The 21,030-nt window shown below is 45.9% G+C and carries 17 protein-coding genes; 9 read left to right on the plus strand and 8 right to left on the minus strand.

Annotation, left to right across the window (positions count from 1 at the left end; translation table 11 throughout):
* Nucleotides 1–27: 27 nt before the first annotated feature.
* Nucleotides 28–534, minus strand: a complete 507-nt coding sequence (locus tag FEM55_RS06690; protein ID WP_138280502.1) for a hypothetical protein — start codon at nucleotides 532–534, stop codon at nucleotides 28–30.
* A gap of 261 nt (nucleotides 535–795) precedes the next feature.
* Between FEM55_RS06690 and FEM55_RS06695 the strand changes: the two genes are divergently transcribed.
* The 3 genes from FEM55_RS06695 (at nucleotide 796) to FEM55_RS06705 (ending at nucleotide 4,081) form a co-directional block, all read left to right on the plus strand.
* Nucleotides 796–1,578, plus strand: a complete 783-nt coding sequence (locus FEM55_RS06695; RefSeq protein ID WP_138280503.1) for a 3-keto-disaccharide hydrolase — start codon at nucleotides 796–798, stop codon at nucleotides 1,576–1,578.
* 354 nt (nucleotides 1,579–1,932) lie between these two features.
* Entirely contained in the window at nucleotides 1,933–3,264 is a 1,332-nt protein-coding gene (locus FEM55_RS06700) for a serine hydrolase domain-containing protein (RefSeq protein ID WP_138280504.1), read from the plus strand.
* A gap of 52 nt (nucleotides 3,265–3,316) precedes the next feature.
* Nucleotides 3,317–4,081 (plus strand): SDR family NAD(P)-dependent oxidoreductase, encoded by a 765-nt coding sequence (locus tag FEM55_RS06705; RefSeq protein ID WP_138280505.1) that lies wholly within the window; start codon nucleotides 3,317–3,319, stop codon nucleotides 4,079–4,081.
* A 1-nt stretch (nucleotide 4,082) separates the two neighbouring features.
* On the opposite strand, the gene FEM55_RS06710 is transcribed toward FEM55_RS06705, so the two are convergent.
* Nucleotides 4,083–5,354, minus strand: coding sequence for a PQQ-dependent sugar dehydrogenase (locus tag FEM55_RS06710; RefSeq protein WP_138280506.1), 1,272 nt, complete (start codon nucleotides 5,352–5,354; stop codon nucleotides 4,083–4,085).
* Nucleotides 5,355–5,557: 203 nt separating this feature from the next.
* On the opposite strand from FEM55_RS06710, the gene FEM55_RS06715 reads away from it, so the two are divergent.
* Both FEM55_RS06715 and FEM55_RS06720 read left to right on the plus strand, forming a co-directional pair.
* Nucleotides 5,558–5,884, plus strand: coding sequence for a hypothetical protein (locus FEM55_RS06715; protein ID WP_138280507.1), 327 nt, complete (start codon nucleotides 5,558–5,560; stop codon nucleotides 5,882–5,884).
* A gap of 344 nt (nucleotides 5,885–6,228) precedes the next feature.
* On the plus strand, nucleotides 6,229–7,407 hold the full coding sequence (locus FEM55_RS06720; RefSeq protein ID WP_138280508.1) for an AGE family epimerase/isomerase: 1,179 nt from the start codon (nucleotides 6,229–6,231) through the stop codon (nucleotides 7,405–7,407).
* 10 nt (nucleotides 7,408–7,417) lie between these two features.
* Here FEM55_RS06720 and FEM55_RS06725 read toward each other — a convergent pair whose 3' ends face one another.
* From FEM55_RS06725 to FEM55_RS06735, 3 genes are read right to left on the minus strand one after another with little or no spacing between them, the layout of a single operon-like run.
* Nucleotides 7,418–9,592 (minus strand): c-type cytochrome domain-containing protein, encoded by a 2,175-nt coding sequence (locus FEM55_RS06725; RefSeq protein WP_138280509.1) that lies wholly within the window; start codon nucleotides 9,590–9,592, stop codon nucleotides 7,418–7,420.
* A gap of 12 nt (nucleotides 9,593–9,604) precedes the next feature.
* Nucleotides 9,605–11,059, minus strand: coding sequence for a DUF1501 domain-containing protein (locus FEM55_RS06730; RefSeq protein WP_138280510.1), 1,455 nt, complete (start codon nucleotides 11,057–11,059; stop codon nucleotides 9,605–9,607).
* Between the two features lie 54 nt (nucleotides 11,060–11,113).
* On the minus strand, nucleotides 11,114–13,435 hold the full coding sequence (locus FEM55_RS06735; RefSeq protein ID WP_138280511.1) for a PSD1 and planctomycete cytochrome C domain-containing protein: 2,322 nt from the start codon (nucleotides 13,433–13,435) through the stop codon (nucleotides 11,114–11,116).
* A 152-nt stretch (nucleotides 13,436–13,587) separates the two neighbouring features.
* Between FEM55_RS06735 and FEM55_RS06740 the strand changes: the two genes are divergently transcribed.
* Nucleotides 13,588–14,232 (plus strand): hypothetical protein, encoded by a 645-nt coding sequence (locus FEM55_RS06740; protein ID WP_138280512.1) that lies wholly within the window; start codon nucleotides 13,588–13,590, stop codon nucleotides 14,230–14,232.
* Between the two features lie 94 nt (nucleotides 14,233–14,326).
* On the opposite strand, the gene FEM55_RS06745 is transcribed toward FEM55_RS06740, so the two are convergent.
* Complete coding sequence (locus FEM55_RS06745; protein ID WP_138280513.1) at nucleotides 14,327–16,099, minus strand: DUF885 domain-containing protein; 1,773 nt, start codon at nucleotides 16,097–16,099, stop codon at nucleotides 14,327–14,329.
* 551 nt (nucleotides 16,100–16,650) lie between these two features.
* Between FEM55_RS06745 and FEM55_RS06750 the strand changes: the two genes are divergently transcribed.
* Both FEM55_RS06750 and FEM55_RS06755 read left to right on the plus strand, forming a co-directional pair.
* Nucleotides 16,651–17,262 (plus strand): class I SAM-dependent methyltransferase, encoded by a 612-nt coding sequence (locus FEM55_RS06750; protein ID WP_138280514.1) that lies wholly within the window; start codon nucleotides 16,651–16,653, stop codon nucleotides 17,260–17,262.
* 21 nt (nucleotides 17,263–17,283) lie between these two features.
* Complete coding sequence (locus FEM55_RS06755; RefSeq protein ID WP_138280515.1) at nucleotides 17,284–18,225, plus strand: nucleoside hydrolase; 942 nt, start codon at nucleotides 17,284–17,286, stop codon at nucleotides 18,223–18,225.
* A gap of 10 nt (nucleotides 18,226–18,235) precedes the next feature.
* Here the strand turns inward: FEM55_RS06755 and FEM55_RS06760 are convergent, their stop codons facing one another.
* Nucleotides 18,236–19,468 (minus strand): multidrug effflux MFS transporter, encoded by a 1,233-nt coding sequence (locus FEM55_RS06760; RefSeq protein ID WP_138280516.1) that lies wholly within the window; start codon nucleotides 19,466–19,468, stop codon nucleotides 18,236–18,238.
* Between the two features lie 221 nt (nucleotides 19,469–19,689).
* Here FEM55_RS06760 and FEM55_RS06765 point away from each other — a divergent pair, with 221 nt between their 5' ends.
* Nucleotides 19,690–20,544, plus strand: coding sequence for a dienelactone hydrolase family protein (locus FEM55_RS06765; protein ID WP_138280517.1), 855 nt, complete (start codon nucleotides 19,690–19,692; stop codon nucleotides 20,542–20,544).
* Nucleotides 20,545–20,618: 74 nt separating this feature from the next.
* Here FEM55_RS06765 and FEM55_RS06770 read toward each other — a convergent pair whose 3' ends face one another.
* Nucleotides 20,619–20,915: a hypothetical protein gene (locus tag FEM55_RS06770; protein WP_138280518.1), complete on the minus strand. Its 297-nt coding sequence runs from the start codon at nucleotides 20,913–20,915 to the stop codon at nucleotides 20,619–20,621.
* Nucleotides 20,916–21,030: the final 115 nt, after the last annotated feature.

Raw genomic sequence — 21,030 nt, forward strand, 5'->3', positions numbered from 1 at the left:
AGTTGCCTTTGCTGGCTGTCTGTATTTTTATGCAGCGTGACTGATTTTTCTCACAAGCGGAAATCCGCCGTAATATTCCCAAAGATTGATGATGTAATTTCTTTCGCTCACCGTATGCAGGTTGAAATCAATCAGGATTTCACCTTCCTTGATACGACTCTGAAAATAGGCCGCATATTCATCCGACATGACCGAGCCGGAAAGCGCCCGGAAACCGCCGTCGGTAAAATTGCCGGCTACAACCAGCGAAAGTCCGGGAATGGCAACGAACCTTCCGAACACATCCAGTGCATCGGAAATACTGGAAACTTCCGGTTCCCTGCCGTTTTCTCTGAACGAATTGCTGTTCAGGTAAAAATCTATATCATGCTGAGTAAAAAGCTTCTGATGCGTTTCTTCTGACATGATGAGGGTGATTTCGTATGGTTTGTAACCAAATTCCAGTAAAGCATGATATGCATTATCTGCGTCTTGGATCGTGGAAAAAACACCGGTGATTGTGTTGATGCTTTTTTTGTTAAGTATAGTATTCATAGCGGTTCGGGCGATAGTTCAGGATATGTTTATTCAGGATTTAAGTATATATAAAAGTGTTCCCGGCAAACGGACTTTCAAACCGCTTTATTTGGGCCAAAATCCGTGTGGCTTAAGTTCCACATCACCATTTACGGAAATTCCGACCCGAGAATGAGGAGCTTTTGCAATAAATTGCGGCGATTGAGTATTTATAAATTGACTTTGTCTTATACCCGTCAGCAACAGATCTTTGTAACATCCAATAATCAATATTTCAGAATGACTATTTTTTTCAACAAAAAGACCGTAATATTTTTCCAGACCATGCTTGCGGTTGCAGTTGTTTCTGCGGCTCATGCTCAGGTCGGTGTGGGAACAAAACCACCGAAAGGTGCAGAAGTATATATGGACGGCAGCCGTAAAATGCTCGACGAAAAGTGGATTTACTGGAACGGGCCAAGACTCGCAGCCAAGCCGCCGATCAAATGGACGGTTGTAAATGATCCTGTGGATAAAGGAACGGTTATCAACTGCAACGATCCGGCATCACAGGGCGGCTTGTACGGCTCGGCTGATATTGTAACCAAAAAACAGTTTAAAGATTTTCGTGCGCATGTGGAATTCCTGATTACCAAGCCCGGCGGCAATAGCGGCGTTTATCTTCAGAACAGGTATGAAATTCAGGTACTGGACGGCGATTCCACTTCACACGGCATGGCAGCCGTCATCAACGAATCCAAATCGCCCTATTATGCTTACAACGGCGTTGGAAAATGGAATGCATACGATATTCTTTTCCGTGCGGCGCGGTTCAAAGACGGCAAACTGACGGAACAGCCTACGGTTACTTTGTATTTCAATGGAAAAAAGGTGCATACCAACCAGAAAATCAGTCAGGTATGGGGCGGGCCGAATTCCGGAATTGACGGCGGCAACGATGGTGGCAAAGGCATTACGGACACACCCGGAGGTTTGAAATTACAGTCCGAAGGTCACGACGTGTATTTCAGAAATATCTGGATCAAGGAAATGGAGCTTGTCAGCCCGGACACTGATTTCTGATTAACAAATAAAAAGCATTTCAACCGGCAGGCATTTTTTGGGCTTTGCCGGTTTTTTTGGCTATTAGCTTTTAGCTTTGGGTTTTTGATATATTACGGTTTAAACTAGCAGCAAAATGTCACATTGTAAGCGTTCAATCATTAACCGCTAATAGCCAGCAGCTAACAGCTAATAGCCAGAATCCAACCGCCACTAACTACTTTAATCATTTTTTCAGCTTTGGCTTTTCACAATTTAGCTTTTAGCTTTATCATGGATTAAAGTTTAAACCACCAGCAAATCGCAAACGGCTAACCCCTAAAAGCCAATAGCCAATAGCTAACCGCCAATAGCCAGCATCCAACCGCCATCATTATGAGAAAAACCGTTTTGCTCAGCCTGATCCTTTGTTTATTGTTTTCTTTAAAAGGCTGTACCCAAAGTCTGGATTCAGACAAACTCGACAGCTTGCTGGATCTTCTGGAAACAAACAACAAGGCTATGGTCAGCGTGGCGATCAGTAAAAACGGGAATGTTCTTTATTCAAAAGCAACAGGCTACGCCTCGATCAGCAGCAAAGAAAAGATACCCGCGACAGTCCATACGCTTTACCGCATCGGTTCCATAACCAAGATGTTTACGGCAACAATGATTTTTCAGCTGGTTGAAGAAAAGAAACTCAAACTGGATGCAACGCTGGAAACCTACTTCCCGACCATTCCCAATTCCGGACAGATAACCATTGAAAACCTGCTGAATCACCGAAGCGGAATCCACAACTTTACCGATGAAGCCGGTTTCGAGGATTACATGACGCAAGCCAAAACACAGCAGGAAATGGTGGCGATTATTGCCGCCGGAAAATCAGATTTCAGCCCCGGACAAAAAGCATCTTACAGCAATTCCAATTACGTCCTGCTCGGTTATATAATCGAAAAAATAACCGGAAAATCGTATGCCGAGAACCTGAAAAGCCGGATTTTAGACAAAATTCAGTTGAAAGAAACGTACTATGGTGGAAAAATCAATCCTGCAAAGCATGAAAGCTACTCGTATACTTTCAATGGAAAATGGACGCAGATGCCTGAGTCGGACATGAGCATTCCGGCCGGCGCAGGCGCACTTGTGTCCACGCCTACTGAACTTAACAAATTCATTACCGCACTTTTTTCAGGAAAACTGATTTCAGAAGCAAGCCTTAATCAAATGAAAACCATTACGGACGGTTATGGAATGGGGCTTTTTCAGGTTCCGTTTGAATACAGAAAAGGATACGGGCACAACGGCAAAATCGATGAATTTGCTTCCAGCCTTTACTATTTTCCGGACGACAGCCTAGCCGTTGCCATATGCAGCAACGGATTATCATACGCCATGAACGACATCCTGATCGCCATGCTCGGTACGTATTATAAAAGACCGTTTTCACTTCCCGAATTCAAAACCATCAGCCTCAAACCGGAAGCGCTCAATCCGTATCTCGGGACTTATTCCTGTCCGCAATTGCCGTTTATGATCACGGTCGCAAAGGAAGGCAATATCCTGACGGCCAAGGCAACCGGCCAGCCGTTGCTTAAACTGGATGCAGTAAAACCGGACGTTTTCCGGTTCGATAAAGCAGGCATTGAAATGGAGTTTTTTACCGCAAAAAGCGAGTTTGTATTAAAGCAGGCGGGCGGCACATACGTGTTCAAAAGAGAGTATTAAGCTGCTTATGGCATGAAATTAGTGTCTGGCAAAGCAAAAATCCTTTTACAATATGCTTTCAGAAAAATTCAGTTTATCCGGTAAAACAGCACTTGTTACCGGTTCAAGCCAGGGAATCGGCGAGGGAATCGCACTTGCTTTTGCAGAAGCCGGAGCTAATATTATCCTTCATTGCAGAAAAGACAAATCCGAAGCGGAAGAAACAGCTTCCAAAATCAAGGCCTTTGGCGTCCGCTGCTTTGTTGTGCAAGGCGATCTTACCAGAACGGATGCTGTTTCAGAAATTTACGACGAAGTAAAATCATTTACAGACAAACTGGATATCCTGATCCTGAATGCATCCGTGCAAATCCCGAAAATATGGACCGAAATAACAGTGGAAGATATGGACGATCAGCTGAATGCCAACTTCAAATCATCTTTGCTGCTTATGCAGCGCTTTGCCCCTGAAATGGTTTCCAACGGCTGGGGAAGAATCGTGACGCTGGGAAGTGTTCAGCAGGTGAAACCGCATCCGTCTATGGCCGTTTATGCAGCAACGAAATCGGCGATGCTCAATCTTGTACAGAACATTGCCATGCAGCTGGCCGATAAAGGTGTGACAGTGAACAACCTTGCCCCCGGCGTGATCGGGACACCCCGTTTGGAAGAGGATGTCCCGGAACCGGAAGAACGCATTAATAACCGGCTTATGACGCCTTCCGGACAAATCGGTGCGCCGGAAGATTGTGCTGCTATGGCTGTTTTGCTCTGCTCGGAAGCAGGAAGGTTTATAACCGGGCAAAACATTTATGTAGACGGCGGAATGAGCCTTTGAATTATTTTTTGCTGTAATCGATTTTAAATATCGTACCGTTCAGATCGTCGGTCACGTATAATGCACCGTCCGGGCCTTGTGCCAGTCCGCAAGGTCTGTGTTCTACAGGACCGGATGGTTTTGCAAGATCAATGCCTGCAAAGTTGTCCGCAAAGATTTCCCATTTGCCTGCTTTTCCATTTACAAAAGGCACAAACGCGACCATATAACCTTTTTTCAGTTCGGCCGACTGGCTGTGAAAAGCAATGAAAGCGCCGTTTTTATAACGTGCCGGAAATCGGTTTCCGGTGTAAAACAGCAGCGCGTTCGGGCCTAGATGCGCCGGAAATGCAGCAACCGGATTGATTGCCTTTTCGCCGGCTGCCTTTTTTCCGTCACCGCCGTACTCAGGCGCCATGATTTTCTTGTTCTGGATATGATCGTAATATATGTACGGCCAGCCGGCATCGTCGCCTTCTTTCAGACGGTAAAGCGTTTCGGCAGGAAGTTCAGCGCTTTGTTTCGGCGTGTAATATTGCGGGTAGAAATCATCGAATTTCCCTCTTCCGTGAACAGTTGCATACAATGCATCGGTTTTGTTGTCCCAGTCTATTCCGACTGCATTTTTCAAACCGGTTGCATACCGTACGCCGTCCGCAAAAGTCTGGTTCAGTTTGTCGGCTTTGAATTTCCATATCCCGCCGGCAGAATCCAGAATTGTACACGGCGACATGCCTTTTCCTGAATTTGGCTGTCTGCAGTTATCGCTGTAAGAACCGACCGTAACGTACAGATTGCCGTTTTTGTCCAGTGCAAGCGGCTTGGCATTGTCACGCCCGTGATCCACAAGGCCGTCTACGATTTTTTCCGGATTTTCAAAATCAATGATTTCTTCCTTTTCATTCAGTTTGTAGCGGTAAACACCTTTGTTGGACGAACTGTACAAGTAACCATTCCGGATCGCGATGCCGGTTCCTGCAAAATCCCCGAAAAGTTTCTGTTCGTCAATCGTGCCGTCATGATTGGTATCGCGCAGCAGATACGTTCCTTTGCCATCTTTCAGCTTGGATAATTTTACGTACATATCGCCGTTTTTGCCAATAACCATATGCCTTGTTGCGCCCAGATCGGACGCCAGGATTTTTGCCGAAAAACCCGCGGGCAGTTTCAGGTCTTTTGCCTCAATGTACGTTTTTCTTGTATGGTCAGGAAACTGGGCTTTGTAAGCAAACAAGCCTGATGTTACGGTTAGAACTGCCAGTACGCCCGCAGCCTTTGTTAATTTACTTTGCATGTAAGAAAATAATTGTGAAGTTGTTTTTCAGAGATCAATAACCATGTTGTTCTGCGTGAAAAGGATGCAGAGGTTCATTTATTACTTGGTCCGCAAGCTGAATTTCCTGAATAATCCGGGCTGGAATGATCTTTTTATCCGCTTTCGTTAATAGCAAGATCGGAAGGATCTGAAAATTTATTACACCAAAAACCTTTAATACTATGAGTCCGCTAGATGATGATAACGATTTATACGATGACGACCTGCCTGGAAATTATCCGCCTGAAGAAGATGTTTTCCGTCAGGGGCTGATCGTCGATGATATTGACCCCGAAGATGTTACCAGATTGAAACGTGAAGTTGAAATGGACGCGGACGATTGGAATGAAAAAACGTTTGCCGATGATCTTACCGGCGATGACCTTGATGTTCCCGGCTCGGAAGATGATGATTACGATGAAATGATCGGGAAAGAGGATGAGGAAAACAATTATTACAGCCTCGGCGGTGACAATCACGAAAACCTGGAAGAAAATCAGGGTGACTAAACCAAAACGTAGCACTTACATGAGCCTGATCGTTTTTGACGGTCGGGCTTTTTTTATGTGCAGGATGTTTTTTTAAAAGCGCAGAAGCTATTCTTTGTTACTGATTGTCATTCTTTGTCATTGATTGCCATGGGTGGTTGCCGGTTGTCATTCTTTGCCAATTTTAGTCATTGATTGTCATTTTTGTCATTGATTTTTATCCTTTGTTATCGATCGTCATTTTTTAAATCGTTGCTGGTTTTCTTTTGTTCGGCCGTCCACTTGGAATGGCGGGAAATGAGGTTTGATTCGGGCATAAGTATGAAATTGTTTAAAGTTGCTTTTTCCTAGAAACAAACCCGATTATGGCTGCATTTACTGCGGAAGCGTTTAAGAAAGAGCTTTTGAATATCCTTGATTACTGGGAGAAATACGGGCCGGATCCTGAAAAAGGAGGATTTTACGGCCAGGTTACTTATGAAAACAAACCGGTTAAAGATGCTGCGCGTTCAGTTGTACTGACGGGCAGGATATTATGGACATTTTCGCTGGCTCACCGCCTTTTCAAAGATCCGAAATACCTCACGCTTGCCGACCGGGCATATCAGCAGCTTGTAAAGTATTTCTTTGATGCGGAACATGGCGGCGTTTACTGGACTGTTAAGGCAGACGGCTCGCCGCTGGAAACAAAAAAGCAGATTTACGGCAATGCATTTGCCATGTACGGCCTTAGTGAATATTATCGTGTAACGCATTATGCGCCGGCACTGGAAAAGGCAAAAGAACTTTTCAACATCATTGAAAAACATGCATTTGATTCCGTAAACGGCGGTTATCGCGAAGCATTTTCCCGCGACTGGTCGGAAACGGATGATTACATCCTGAGCAAAAAGCCTTGGATCAAAAGCATGAACACGCATCTGCATCTGGTGGAAGCTTATACAAATCTGTACACCGTATGGCCGGACGAAAAGCTGAAAAAGCAGACTGCAGACATGCTGGAAGCTATTTTAACGCACATTGTAAATGCGGAAACAGACAGTATGCAGCTGTTTTTTGACGAAAAATGGAAAGCCAAGGACAACATTGTTTCCTACGGACATGATATTGAAGCTTCATGGCTGCTTTTTGAAACCGCAGAAGTGCTGCACGATGAAAAGCTGATCGAAAAAGTAAAGGAGAAATCCATCGAAATGGCTGTTGCCGCCAGCAAAGGCCTGAGCCCGGACGGTGCGCTGAACTATGAATACGATCCCGAAACAAAGCATTTGCAAACCGACAGAAGCTGGTGGGTTGCTGCGGAGCAAATGGTCGGGTTTTACAATGCTTTTCAGCTGACAAAAGAGGAACAGTACAAGGTGAAAGCGCAGCGAAGCTGGGATTACATCGTTACCAAATTCGTCGATAAAGACAAAGGCGAATGGTTCGGAACGGTAAAAGCAGACGGAACGCAGATCAAAGGCGACAAAATAAATGCCTGGAAATGTCCGTACCACAACGCCCGCGCATGTGCCGAAATGTGGCGCCGCATTCAGAAAGCGTAAGTTTCAGCTTTTAATTCAGGAACATTTCATCTACAAGCAACAATGCTTTATTGCCTTTGCTTTTATGCCATTCCGGAATTTTATTCAGCGGCTTTGCGACTATTTTCAGACAGGAAACGGTTTGCGGTTTGAACTTGCCTTCCATCGTTTTCAACGAAGGTTTGTCGCCTTTTGCAGGCATTTCCGTTTTGAATTTTGACAGCAACTTCATGCTTTCCGCATCTTTTCCACCCCAGACTTCCACGATTTCAGGAGGAAAAATGCCGGTATCTTCTTCAATCATATAGTGAATACCGACTGAGGAAATCAGCGCAGGTTTTTTGAATTCCGAAACAAGGACCATGTCATTATCCTTTACGCCGGCCCAGTTATTTGCCCAGGCTGGATTATTGGCACCGATAACGCCCAGTTTCTGGTCAAAAAAGGTTTTGGCACCCGTTGCCTGATGCACGCGGTTCAGCGGGGCAAGCAAATGCACGCTGTCGGGCTGGAAACTGCATTTGTACACTTCAAATTGCACCGTTTCACTTCCGTACCAACCGTTTTTAAATGCTTTTGCCTTTATATTTTCACTTTTCGCAAGCAGCAATTTATCGTTTGCCAATGGTGATTTCACACTGTCGGGTTCGCTGCCATCCATTGTATAACGGATTTCCACACCGTTTATCGGATGTTTCAGCTGCAAAGCCATCGTTCCGGCAAATACGGGCGAACTATTTTTCATCTGCGGCGGATTGAGCCGGAGCATATTCTTTCCGTCATCTTTAAAACCGCCGATAATGGCCATACTGCCGTTAGCTTTCTGAAGCTGTACAATTTCCGGTTCTGATAACGGCGTGTTCCAGACGGAAACTGATTTCAGGTTTTTGAATGCCGGCAGCAATGCGCTGAGTTCACTGTATTTGATCTTCGTTCCGGAAATTGCCAGGCTCGAAAGGTTTTTCAATCCGGTCAACGCTTTCAGTCCGCCAGCTGAAATTTCGGTAAAGTTCAAGTTCAGTTTTTGCAGGTTTTCAAACTTTCCGATGATTTCAAGGTCCGCATCATTTACAGGCATTTTGTTCAGGTTCAATGCAATCACCTGTTTTCTGATCCCGTCAAGTTCATTCAATTGCTTTGAAGTATAGGTTGCCCGGTTGTAAATGTTGACGGCCAGCGCAGGAGAATTTTTGGCCAGCGGCACAATCGTACGGTAATCTGAATTGAGCGCTGTAATTTCAGCTTCATCGGCGGACGGAAAATCAAATTCAGTTTCCCGGGATGCAGGCTTCAGATAAGCTGCTGCTAAAATCTGCAGTGAATCTCCGCTCGGGTATGACGCCAGTTTTTTATCAAATTTTGCCTGATCTTTAATCCATAAATGAAGAATTGCCGTTTCCTGTGGCGTAAGCTGCGGTTTTCCGGACGGCGGCATGTGTTTTTTTTCTTCCGTCGGCATATGGATACGTTCCAGCAGCAAACTGATTTCAGGATTTCCGGGAACCAGTACCTTTCCTGATTTACCGCCTTTCAGAAGCGATTGCGCGTCTGTAAGGCTGAGCTGCCCTTTCATTTTGTCCGCATTGTGGCAACTTGTACATTTTTGTTCCAGAATCGGCTGCACCACATGCGTAAACACAACGGCTTGTTCCGGAGCAATACTTGCTGCTTCCTTCCGGGCTTCAATCGGTTCCCAGATAAAGTTCATGCCGTGCGTCAATGCGGCGCCGTAATGTCCGGTTACAACCAGTGCCGCAACGGTCAGCAGCGAGCCGGCTTTTGCAACCGGCGCTTTATACCAGGTCGAACTCCGAATGAAGTAAATAAATGATGCAAAGAAAAAAATGCCGGCTCCGGTCCATTTATGATAATTCAGTATTTCACCTTCATACCCTTCTTCCCTGGAAAGGAATAACCCCATAATAACCGTGACGGCAGCCAGCAGCGATCCCGCAAGCAGCAGATTATGAAGGAAATTGCGGTAAAACTGATTTTTGGCATATTCCGGACGAAAGCTGAAATATTCCAGCAGCATGGCCAGCAAAAGGATGACAATCGGGAAATGCAGGATCAGCGGATGCATGCGTCCGATGGTCTGAAGCCATGCCGGAATCACCAGTTTATTTTCAAAAAAAAGCAGAAACAGAATGAAGATATTGGCGGCGATCAGAAGCTGTCCGGCAAAAGTCCTGAATTTCGAATGCATTTAAATCCTTTATTAGCTGATAATATCTTTGATAACTTTGCCTGAAACATCGGTCAGCCGGTACCTTCTGCCAAGATGCCTGAAAACCAGTTTTTCATGGTCAAGCCCAAGCTGGTGTAAAATAGTTGCCTGAAAGTCATGCACATGCACCGGATCTTTTATGATGTTGTAGCCAAGTTCATCCGTTTCTCCGTACACCATACCCGGTTTGATGCCGCCGCCTGCCATCCAGATCGTAAAACAGCGCGGATGATGATCCCGACCGTAATTATCTGCTGCCAGCTTGCCTTGCGTGTAGCTTGTACGGCCAAATTCCCCGCCCCAGATCACAAGTGTTTCATCGAGCAAGCCTCTTTGTTTCAGATCTGTAACCAATGCTGCCGAAGCCTGATCCACATCCATGGCCTGTTTGGTTATTTCAAATGGAAGGTTTCCGTGCTGGTCCCAGCCCTGATGATACAGCTGTACAAAACGGACGCCGTTTTCGGAAAGCTTGCGTGCAAGCAGGCAATTGGCGGCATAAGTCCCCGGAACAAGACATTCCGGTCCGTATAGTTTAACAATATCATCTGATTCGCGGGACAAATCCATAACTTCCGGAACGGCAGTCTGCATGCGGTATGCCATTTCGTACTGCTTTATTTTTGCTGCAATTTCCGGATCACCAAATTCCTGATAGGAAAGATCATTGAGCTGCGCCAGATTGTCGAGCATGTCGCGACGGTCCTGCCGGTTCATGCCGTCGGGATCGCGGAGGTACAACACCGGGTCTTCTCCTTTGCTGAACTGAACGCCCTGATGAACCGAATCCAGAAAGCCGTTGGACCACAATTTGGAATAAACGCCCTGTCCGTTTCCTACGCCGCGCGAAAGCAGTACGGTGAAATTCGGAAGGTTTTTATTTTCATTTCCCAGCCCGTAACTCAGCCATGAACCCATGCTCGGCCGGTTTCCCTGCTGTGAACCCGTTTGTAAGAAAGTCAACGCCGGATCATGGTTAATGGCTTCCGTATACATGGATTTTACAAAGCAAAGGTCATTAACGATTTTGGCCGTATAAGGCATCAGATTACTTACCCAAGCCCGAGAATCGCCGTATTGCGCAAAATCCACGAACGATCCCACCAGCGGAAATGATGCCTGATTGGCCGTCATACCGGTAAGCCGCTGCATGCCGCGTACCGAAGGCGGAATTTCCTTGCCAAACATTTCGCGCAGTTTGGGCTTGTAGTCAAACAGTTCCTGCTGCGAAGGCGCGCCGTTCTGGAACATGTAAATGACCCGTTTTGCTTTCGGGGCGAAATGCGGAATGCCGGGCGTGAGTCCCTCTTCCTCCCTGTTTCCGCCTTTCAGCAGATCAGGCATGAGCAGCGAGCCGAGTGCCACACTTCCCAGTCCGAGGCTCATGCCGGACAAAAAACGTCTTCGGTTAAAACTGAACCCGTGTTCAAGAATTTCTTTTTCCATGCTTCGGACGGTTGGCTCTCGGCATCAGGCTTCAAGCTTTCGGATGATTTTCAGTTATGATTTGGTGATCGTTTCTTCCAGGTTGTAAATGGTCGAAATCACACGCATGAAGGCAGCTATGGCCTTTTTATCCAGATTCTTGGTCAGCGGGTACTCTCCTGCCGCAAGCATTTTTTCAGCCGACTGCGGCTGGATGCTTTTCAGCTGCTTTTCATAATATGCGGTCAAAATATCCAGTTCCTTTTCACTTGGCGTCCTGCATACGATCAGCCGGAAAGCTTTGATTATTTTATCTTTATCCTGACTTTTTTCCTGTAACAGTTTTGTAGCCAGCACTCTGGATGCTTCCAAAACGGCCGGATCGTTCATCATCACCAGCGCCTGAAGCGGCGTGTTGGTTTTTAGCCGTTTTACCTCGCACAAATCCCGGTTACTCGCATCAAAAATGCTCATGGTCGGTGGCGGGACCGTCCGTTTGATCAGCGTGTACATGCCACGGCGGTACAGCGCAGAACCGTGATCCTGATTGTAAACCGAAAGCAAACCTCTTCCCGAAGTGGCGCCTTCCCACAAGCCCGCCGGCTGATAGGGTTTCACACTCGGGCCGCCGATCGTTTTGTTCAGTAGTCCGCTGCTTGCCAGTACGAGATCTTTGATGTACTCTGCATGGATGCGATAACGCGGGCCTCTTGCGAGTAGAATATTGTCGGGATCTTTGGCCAGTTTTTCCTTGCTCACAACAGCCGATTGCCGGTAAGCAGCCGTAGACACCATTTGCTTTACAAGCCGTTTGATGTCCCAGTCATGTTCCATAAAGTCGGTGGCAAGCCAGTCGAGCAAGGCAGGATGCGACGGCAGTTCGCCCTGCATGCCAAAATCACCGGAGGTTTTTACAATTCCTTTTCCAAAGAATTCCTGCCAGAGCATATTTACATAAACCCGCGCAGTCAGCGGATTACGCTTGTCGAAAAGCCATTGTGAAAGTCCGAGCCTGTTTTTAGGATATTTTTTATCAAATGGCAAAATGGAAGCCGGCGTTCCGGGCTGCACTTCATCGCCGGGTGCATCGTACACGCCGCGGTTCAGAATGTACGTTTTGCGTGTCGTATCCAGATCGCCCATCACCGATACAATCAGCTGATTGGTGTCCGTCTTGTTCACAAAGCTCAGAATGCCTTTCACATCCTCATCGCTGATCTCCATCAACGGTTTTTTGGCGTACGTTTCCGGCCCGCCGATAACGGATTCAATGCCGACTTCTTTTACATTGTTGAAAAACGCAAACATCTGATAATATTCTTTTTGCGAAAAAGGGTCGTACTTATGATCGTGACAATGCGCGCATTCCAGCGTAATGCCCAAAAGCCCTTTCCCAAACAGATCGTTACGGTCGGTTACATACATGATCCGGTATTCTTCGGGAATAACCCCGCCTTCTTCGGTGATTTTGTGGTTCCGGTTAAACCCGGTTGCAAGCAGCTGTTCCTTGCTTGCATTGGGCATGAGATCGCCCGCAAGCTGCCAGCTTACAAAATCATTATAATGCATGTTGTTGTTAAAAGCATGGATTACCCAGTCACGCCAGGGCCATTGCGTACGGTAACCGTCATCCTGATAGCCGTGCGAATCGGCATAACGTGCCAGATCCAGCCAGTGCAAGGACATTTTTTCACCATAAGCCGGATTTTTCAGTAGCTGATCGATCATGCGATCGTATGCATCAGGCCGTTTGTCTGCCAGAAATTGGTCCATCATTTCAAGTGTGGGCGGCAATCCGACCAAATCAAGGCTCAGCCTTTTCAGAAGCCGTTCCTTATCTGCTTCTTCGTTGGGCTCCATACCGTTTTCTTCCAGCTTCTGCAGGATAAAATAATCGATTTCATTCACCGGCCATTTCTTGTCCGACACTTCCGGCAAAGCAGGTTTTTGCGGCGCTACGAATGCCCAGTGCTTTTCATACCTGGCACCTTGCCGGATCCATTTTTCAATCAGGCCGATTTCACGCTGCGTGAGTTTCAGATTGGAAGCCGGCGGCGGCATCAGCAATGCCGTGTCTTTGGTCGTTATGCGCAGATATGCCTGTGAAAATTCAGGCTTGCCTTTTACCAATGCATGGGCTCCCGGATTTTCCTGCAATGCTTTAAAAGCACTTTCCTCCACATCCAGCCGGAGACCGGCTTCACGTTTATTGGCATCAGGACCGTGACATGCGAGGCATTTGTCGGAAAGGATTGGTCGGATATCAAAATTGTAACTGACCTGCTCAGGTAATTTTTCCGTTACTTCCTGATAGCCAGTCTTTTTATTGCAGGACTGTATGACAAGCGCAATTCCGGCCGTGAGAAGCATGGTGATAAATCCTGTCTGCAGTTTCATAATCAAGGGTTCAGGAATGTGTCAGGACATTTTTTCATTAATATAATTAATTAATTAAAAAAATGTACATTTAATGGTACAATTTGTCTTTTCTAAATGTTACAACTGTCCTGCTCTGTACTGTTCCATCTTTTACAATGTTCAAACCGGTTATGAAGCAACGCTCTGTTTTAGGTTTTTTACTGATTATTAATGCATTGGCCGGTTTTGCTCCTTCCAGGATCGGGCAGTTTGATAAAAGCATGGATATCGGCAGTCCCAAGCTGGCCGGAACTTCGGGTTATGATGCCGGAAGGAAAGAATATACACTCAAAGGCTCGGGTTACAACATCTGGTTTGAACGGGATGAATTTCAATATCTGTTCCGCGAGCTGATCGGTGATTTTGTTGTCACGGCCGATTTTGAATTATCCGGAAAGGGAACGGACCCGCACCGGAAAGTGGGCTGGATGGTGCGTGAATCCACCGCAGACGATGCATCACATGTAAGCGCAGTGGTGCATGGCGACGGACTTACCGTGTTGCAATGGCGTGTTGCAAAAGGTGAAAAAATGCGTGATCCGGAAGACGAGATTTTCAGCAAAGAGAAAAATGTTCAGACGGTCCAGGTGGAACGCAAAGGGGCTGAATACACCATGCGTACAGCTGCCAAAGGCCAGCCATTGCAGCCCGTTGGTTCACACGTGATGAAAAATCTGGATGGCAAAGTTTTGGTTGGATTGTTTATATGCGCACATAACCCGGACATCGTGGAAGAAGCCCGGGTCAGGAACGTAAAAATAATCCAGAACAAGTAACAGTCTGTAACTGGAAAAGCTTTCAGACAACTGATAGCTAAATGCCAAAATCTAAAAAATCAATAGCTAACAGCCAACAGCTTATTCAACTGGATCACCCTTTGCTGGCGATCCAGCGATTCACTTTATCTTCCAGAATTTCCAGCGGAACGCATCCCGATTCAAGAACCAGATTGTGAAACTCACGGATCTGAAATCCGGAACCCAGTTTCTTTTCGGCTTTTGCCCTTAACTGACGAATCTTAAGCTGTCCGATTTTGTAAGACAAAGCTTGTCCGCCGCCGGCCATATACCGTTCGATTTCCGCCGTAATACTTTCCTTGGACTCCGCTTCATGATCCAGCGAATACTTGATGGCCTTTTCCCTTGTCCAGCCTTTGGAATGAATTCCGGTATCCACAACCAGACGGATGGCGCGGTGCATCTCACCGCTCAGCATGCCGAAATACTGGTACGGATCGGTATAAAGTCCCAGTTCCCTGCCCAGTGATTCTGCATACAGCGCCCAGCCTTCGCCGTAGGCGCTGTACCAGAGATTTTTACGAAAATCGGGAAGCGCTGTATTTTCCTGCTGAAGAGAAATCTGATAATGATGCCCGGGAATGGCTTCGTGCAGGAAAAGGCTTTCATCCGAAACTATATTGTACTTTTTCACATCCGGAATCGGAACGTAGAAGACACCCGGTCTGGAACCGTCCGGCAAGCCAGAATTATACTCTGCTGATGCCGACGCCTCGCGAAATGCTTCCGTTCTGCGTACCTCGAAAGCGGTTTTGGGAGTAAGGTCAAACAGCTTTTTCAGGTTCGGCTTCATGACCTCATGTATTTTGTTGAAATGGGTAATTACTTCTTTCGGCTCTTTGAACGGCATCAATTTCGGATTGGCGCGCACAAAGTCGAAGAAGGATTTCAGATCACCTTTGAAGCCGACCTGTGCCTTAACTTTTTCCATTTCAGCAGAAATTCTTTCTACTTCGCTGAGTCCGAGCTTATGAATTTCGTCGGACTTCATATTGGTTGTCGTGTAGTATTTTATGTAGTAGTTGTAAAGATCTTCTCCGTTGGGCAGTGATTTGAACCCGTCTGTTTTCCTTCCGGCAGGCAAGTACTCTTCTTCTACAAACGTATGCAGCTTTTTGAACATCGGAATGACCTTGTTTTCCACCATGTCCGCATATTCCTTTTTCAAACGGGATTTGTCCTGTGCTGAAAAGTCTTTCGGAAACTTTTTTACCGGCGCATAAAACAGATGTTCATTAGCCGGCCCGTGATTCATTCCGGCCAGCTGCGGTATCATTTTCCGGATCAGGGAAGCCGGCAGTACATACCCTTGCTGGATTCCTTTACGCATATTTACCTGAGCCGTATCGCACCAGACGACAAACCCGTCAACGCGTTTCTGCCAGTCCTCGTAATCTTTTACCGTTTTAAATGGCTGGCTGCTGCTTCCGCTGGCCAGTTGGGAAATAAACAGATGCTTGGAAAAAATCTGGTTTAAAGGCATCAGTTCGGTCGGGTATTTTAGTTCTGCCAGGTTAATATTGCATTCCCACAGCAGAATATCCCAGCTGGTCTTGTCTTCATCCGAAAGCTTCTCACGGTCGTACCTTGCCAGTTCGGCCTTGTATTTTTTATAAAATTCCTTCAGTTTAGCCCTTCCTTCTTCCGTAAGTTCGTCAGACATGCGGTCATTGTAACGGTTATCCCCGTTTATCGTAGCTTCCAGCGGGTACAGCTGAAGTCGTTCTTCATAGTAGTTTGTAAATACAGATTTTACGGGAGGCAAATAGGCTTCATTGGCATTTTTATGCTTGCAGGATTGCAGTGCCGTAACAATAATAAGGAATGCTAAGAACAGATTTTTCATGCGGCTGACGATTTTTAAATCGCTGTAAAATAACACAGAAGAATATTATTAAGGCCGCTTTTATACAAAAAATGCCGGAAAGAAGGCAAATTCCACCATCATTCAGCCATATTCCGCAGTTATATTGATCAGCCTGTCATATTTATTTTATCGACATTAAAAAGCTTTAAATAATCCATTCCAAGCTATATTGATATGATTTAACGTAGTATTTTGGTACACGGGAATATGAAACCCATAACTAGTTTAATTGCCTTTATTTTGTAGGGTCTTCCCGTTTGAAGTAGAAGTCGGTTTTTGGCCCCGGATCTACGTATCATCCTGTTTGCAAACCTGGAAAAAGAAGTACTTTCCTGAAAGTCAGAATGCCGGATGGCTGCCGGCCTGAAGCATAAACCTGAACCATGCACAAAAATCATTTACAACAAACGAATCTGTTACTATTTTTCTTCCTTTTTAAAAAGGATAAGTGTATAATGTAGCATATTGCACAGATTGTCATTTGCCCGGCAATGCCGCTTTACCGTTTTACCATCAAAACAGCCACAGACATGGGACTAAGAACTTTTATAAGTGATCATTTTATTAAAGACATCGTACCGTACAAACCCCTGAAACTCACCAAGCCGGAAAAAACGCTGGAAATTGTGTCGGCCTGGAAAGGTCTGGAAATGATCATTGCGGATATTATAGAAAGATTCGGGCTTAAAAATGAAAGCTGTATTGAATTCGGCGTCGAGTTCGGTTATTCGGCTGTTGTGTTTTCCAATTATTTCAAGTCTGTTACCGGCGTGGATACGTTTGAAGGAGACATTCATACTGAAAACAAGGCTGAACATTATCTGGAAACAAGCAACAGGCTGGCTGAATACAAGAATATTGTGCTCGTCAAATCGGATTACAAAGACTGGATAAAACGCGACAACAAACGTTACGACCTGGCACATGTGGACATTGTGCATAACTATAAAGAAACTTTTGAATGCGGATTATGGGCTGCACAGCACAGCAGTTGTACCATTTTTCATGATACCGAAAGCTTTCCGGAAGTAAGAAGGGCTGTGAAGGACATTGCAGCCGAAACGGGCCAGAAACTTTACAATTACCCTTATCATTATGGATTGGGAATTCTGGTGGATAAAAAGTCAATCGGTAAAAAGTAGTAATTTCTGCATTTCAGGCATATGGTTAAGAAAATTCCGGTAATTATTGACTGTGACCCGGGGCATGACGATGCACTGATGCTGATGCTCGCATTTGGCAGCGGCCGTTTTGATGTAAAAGCAGTGACTATTTCTGCCGGAAACCAGACGCAGGAAAAAACACTGAACAATGCACTGAAGATCCTGACGCTGATCGGTGCACGTGTGCCCGTTTACAGAGGTGCGGAAAAACCGATGTTCCGTCAGCTGATTACGGCAGATTTCGTGCATGGCGAAACCGGGCTGGACGGACCCTCACTTCCGAAAGCCACCTTTCAAGCGCAACCCGTAACGGCATGTGAAGGCATGGCGGAAATCCTGACCCGTGCTACTGAAAAAGTGACGCTTGTACCGACCGGACCGCTGACGAACATTGCCATTTTCCTGCTTGCTTATCCGCATCTTAAAAATAAAGTGGAAAGAATTTCCCTGATGGGCGGCGGCATATTCCGGGGCAACATGACGCCGCTTGCGGAATTCAACATTTTTGCTGATCCGGAAGCGGCAGCTATCGTTTTTTCATCCGGAATCCCGATAGCCATGTGCGGGCTTGATGTTACGCACAAGGCACTGGTTTTTCAGAAAGATATAGATGCGCTGAGAAAAATCGGGAATAAGTGTGCTGTTGCAGCCGCAGATCTGATGGATTTCTTTTCCATCTTTTACAGAAAACACCGTTCCGAGCTGGACGGCGGCGCTGCACTGCATGATCCGTGTGCCATTGCATGGCTGATTAATCCGGATATTTTCCGGACCAAATCCTGCTATGTTGCGGTAGAAACAAAAGGAGAACTGACCAGAGGAACCACCGTTGTTGACTTTTATGATGTACTGGAAATGGAGCCGAATGCCGAAGTTGCGTATGACATTCGACGGAACGAATACATTGCCATGATCCTGGATGCCGTTCGTAATCTGCCCTGAACAGCTTGCTCTACAACAATACGGAAACTTTCTCTTCCACCTTTCTCCGGCTCGAATGATACCTTACGACCGCATTGCCCGTATGCAGAATGAACAAGCCGCCCAATGAACAAAAGGCCATCATCCCGACCATTGGCAAGGCCGTATTGTTATGCAAAAAACTCACAACAGCAGAAATAACAGCTCCTGAACCCATTCTCCAGCTTCCCATTAATGCAGATGCGCTCCCGGTATGTTTGCTGAAAGGTGCCAGCGACAACGCAGAAGTGTTCGGGCCGGTAAGTCCTTGTCCCGTAAGAAAAACGAACATCATTCCAATAAGCGAATAAAGTCCGAACCAGTGGTTATAAACACCCGCGATCAGGATCAGCCCGACAATGCTTTGATAAAACAACGTTGTTTTGATGATCTGCTCGCTCCTGTATTTTTTAAGAAGAAAATGGTTCAGCTGCGTTGAACCGATCATGGCAAATGCAAGGAACGCGAAAATCCAGCCGTATTGCTGTTCGCTTACTTTGTAAATGTTCATGAATACATCCGAAGAACCGGCAATGTATGCAAACGGAGCAGCCGTTGCCAATCCGCCGGCAAGCGTGTAAATCAGGAACTGAGGCTGCCTGATGACAGTGAAATAGCCGGACAATACTGCTTTGGGCCTTAAAGAAACCGACGTATCCGCCTGACGTCCCGTTGGCAGGAAGAAATAAATAGCTGCCATGATCATGGTAACGATCCCGGCCAGAATTATAAAAATCCAGTGCCACGAAATGACGCCCGTAACATAGCCGCCTACCGTTGGAGCGATCATCGGGGAAACGGCAATCACCAGAGTAATCATTGAAAAAACCTCTGCCCGCTTTTCAGAAGGAAAAAGGTCGCTCACCAGTGCCTGTGATGCCACAAGGCCTACGCACCCGCCCATGGCCTGAAAAAAACGCATCAGAACAAGTTCATCTACAGAAGCAGTAAATGCACAGCCTACTGACGCCAGCACATACAATGCAAGTCCGAAGAAAAGCGGTTTTTTGCGCCCAAAACGGTCCAGCAGAGGTCCGTAAAGCACTTGCCCGATACATATTCCGACGAGATAACTTGTTAAGGATAATTGTACTTTATCAATAGTTGTTTTAAGATCGGCGGCTATCCGGGGAAAGCCCGGAAGGTACATATCAATGGAAAAAGGGCTGACTGTCGCCAGAAAACCCAGTATGAGTATGATAAAAAAATATTGCTTGCGATTCATGACCAAATATAAACTACTGAATATTTAACGGGCGCGCAGCGGCATTAAGTTCCTCTCTTTTAATAAGTACAATATTTTCATCAATGATGAATACTCTTGCATGCCGATTAATCCTTTCTTACAAATTGTATGGCTCTGCCTGCATGCGGCAGGACTTCAGTTCTGTTTTAATTTACATATATTTAAGCCAGAGATATTTTCCAAACTTTTAAGCCTTGACAATGAGAACCATTTTTATTCTGCTGACCATCTTCATGTTCAGGATGTTCCTGCCTGAACCTCAAACAAAGACGCTGACAATTCCTGTTTGTCACACGCCTGCTGCTTCCAATGACATGTCTGAGCTGGCTGCAAATCCTGCATTTCAGGCTCTTCATGAAATTCCCGTTCCTTTCAACTATCAGGGAAATGGCGAAATGATCAGTTTTCCGACACCTGACGGTAAACCTGCTTCCGGTTTTTTGATAAAATCGCCTAAAAAGTCGGATAAATGGCTTTTGGTATATCAGGAATGGTGGGGACTGAACGATCATATCAAGCAGGAAGCAGCCAAACTGCACAAAGATCTGGGTGATGTAAATGTGCTCGCACTGGATATGTACGACGGAAATGTGGGAACCACACGCGAAGAAGCCGGCCAGCTTATGCAGAATGCATCCGCAGACAGACTTGCTTCCATTACAAAAGGAGGACTGAACTATGCAGGAAAAAATGCCCAGATTGCCAGTATCGGATGGTGTTTCGGCGGAATGCTTTCATTACAGTCGGCCATTGCAAGCGGCAAACAGGTTGCAGGCTGCGTTATGTACTACGGCCGTCCCGAGCAGGATGTAGAAAAACTGAAAACACTGCAAACGGATGTCCTGGGTATTTTCGGCTCGCAGGATCAGGGCATCAACCCGGAAGTTGTGGCTAAATTTGAAAAAGATATGAAGGCCGCCGGCAAGCAGGTTACCATTAAAATGTACGATGCCGTTCACGGTTTTGCCAATCCGAGTAACCCGAAGTACGATGCCGCCGCTACCGAAGATGCTTATAAACTGTCACTGGCTTATCTTAAAAAGAAACTCGGATAAACCGGATGCATTATCCATAAAAAATCCCGGCATTGCTGTCCGGGATTTTTTATTTTGTTAATAGGAAAGGCAGATTAATCCTGTGCTTTCTTCTTTACCTTTTTCGCTTCGTCTTTTGTAGCATCGTATGCTTTTTCAGCACCTTTTTCTACTTTCTTGGCGCCTTTCTTTACACCTTTGCCCACCTTTTCTGCGCCTTCGCTGGTTTTGTCACCAACTTCCTTTGCATCTTTTTTAATTTCCTGACCAGCCTGTTGTCCGGCAGCTTTTGTTGAAGCTACGGCTTTGTCCGTTTTTGTTTTAGCTGATTCCTGTGCAAATGCCGCTGTTGATAATCCAATCAGTGCAGCCATAACCAATATCTTCTTCATGATCTTCTATTTGGTTGAGAATGAATATACTTAATCATTGATCAGCTTTTCTGCAAAAGCTGCATGTCCGTATATTCCCGAACAAAAATCATTCCAGGATCTGAAATCAAAATTT

It is taken from the genome of Dyadobacter sediminis (assembly GCF_005860765.1).
Classification (GTDB): domain Bacteria; phylum Bacteroidota; class Bacteroidia; order Cytophagales; family Spirosomataceae; genus Dyadobacter; species Dyadobacter sediminis.

What these genes read in the sequence shown, in the direction of transcription:
- FEM55_RS06690 (WP_138280502.1), bottom strand. Translation starts at nt 534, where the DNA reads ATGAATACTATACTTAACAAAAAAAGCATCAACACAATCACCGGTGTT.
- FEM55_RS06695 (WP_138280503.1), top strand. Translation starts at nt 796, where the DNA reads ATGACTATTTTTTTCAACAAAAAGACCGTAATATTTTTCCAGACCATG.
- FEM55_RS06700 (WP_138280504.1), top strand. Translation starts at nt 1,933, where the DNA reads ATGAGAAAAACCGTTTTGCTCAGCCTGATCCTTTGTTTATTGTTTTCT.
- FEM55_RS06705 (WP_138280505.1), top strand. Translation starts at nt 3,317, where the DNA reads ATGCTTTCAGAAAAATTCAGTTTATCCGGTAAAACAGCACTTGTTACC.
- FEM55_RS06710 (WP_138280506.1), bottom strand. Translation starts at nt 5,354, where the DNA reads ATGCAAAGTAAATTAACAAAGGCTGCGGGCGTACTGGCAGTTCTAACC.
- FEM55_RS06715 (WP_138280507.1), top strand. Translation starts at nt 5,558, where the DNA reads ATGAGTCCGCTAGATGATGATAACGATTTATACGATGACGACCTGCCT.
- FEM55_RS06720 (WP_138280508.1), top strand. Translation starts at nt 6,229, where the DNA reads ATGGCTGCATTTACTGCGGAAGCGTTTAAGAAAGAGCTTTTGAATATC.
- FEM55_RS06725 (WP_138280509.1), bottom strand. Translation starts at nt 9,592, where the DNA reads ATGCATTCGAAATTCAGGACTTTTGCCGGACAGCTTCTGATCGCCGCC.
- FEM55_RS06730 (WP_138280510.1), bottom strand. Translation starts at nt 11,059, where the DNA reads ATGGAAAAAGAAATTCTTGAACACGGGTTCAGTTTTAACCGAAGACGT.
- FEM55_RS06735 (WP_138280511.1), bottom strand. Translation starts at nt 13,435, where the DNA reads ATGAAACTGCAGACAGGATTTATCACCATGCTTCTCACGGCCGGAATT.
- FEM55_RS06740 (WP_138280512.1), top strand. Translation starts at nt 13,588, where the DNA reads ATGAAGCAACGCTCTGTTTTAGGTTTTTTACTGATTATTAATGCATTG.
- FEM55_RS06745 (WP_138280513.1), bottom strand. Translation starts at nt 16,099, where the DNA reads ATGAAAAATCTGTTCTTAGCATTCCTTATTATTGTTACGGCACTGCAA.
- FEM55_RS06750 (WP_138280514.1), top strand. Translation starts at nt 16,651, where the DNA reads ATGGGACTAAGAACTTTTATAAGTGATCATTTTATTAAAGACATCGTA.
- FEM55_RS06755 (WP_138280515.1), top strand. Translation starts at nt 17,284, where the DNA reads ATGGTTAAGAAAATTCCGGTAATTATTGACTGTGACCCGGGGCATGAC.
- FEM55_RS06760 (WP_138280516.1), bottom strand. Translation starts at nt 19,468, where the DNA reads ATGAATCGCAAGCAATATTTTTTTATCATACTCATACTGGGTTTTCTG.
- FEM55_RS06765 (WP_138280517.1), top strand. Translation starts at nt 19,690, where the DNA reads ATGAGAACCATTTTTATTCTGCTGACCATCTTCATGTTCAGGATGTTC.
- FEM55_RS06770 (WP_138280518.1), bottom strand. Translation starts at nt 20,915, where the DNA reads ATGAAGAAGATATTGGTTATGGCTGCACTGATTGGATTATCAACAGCG.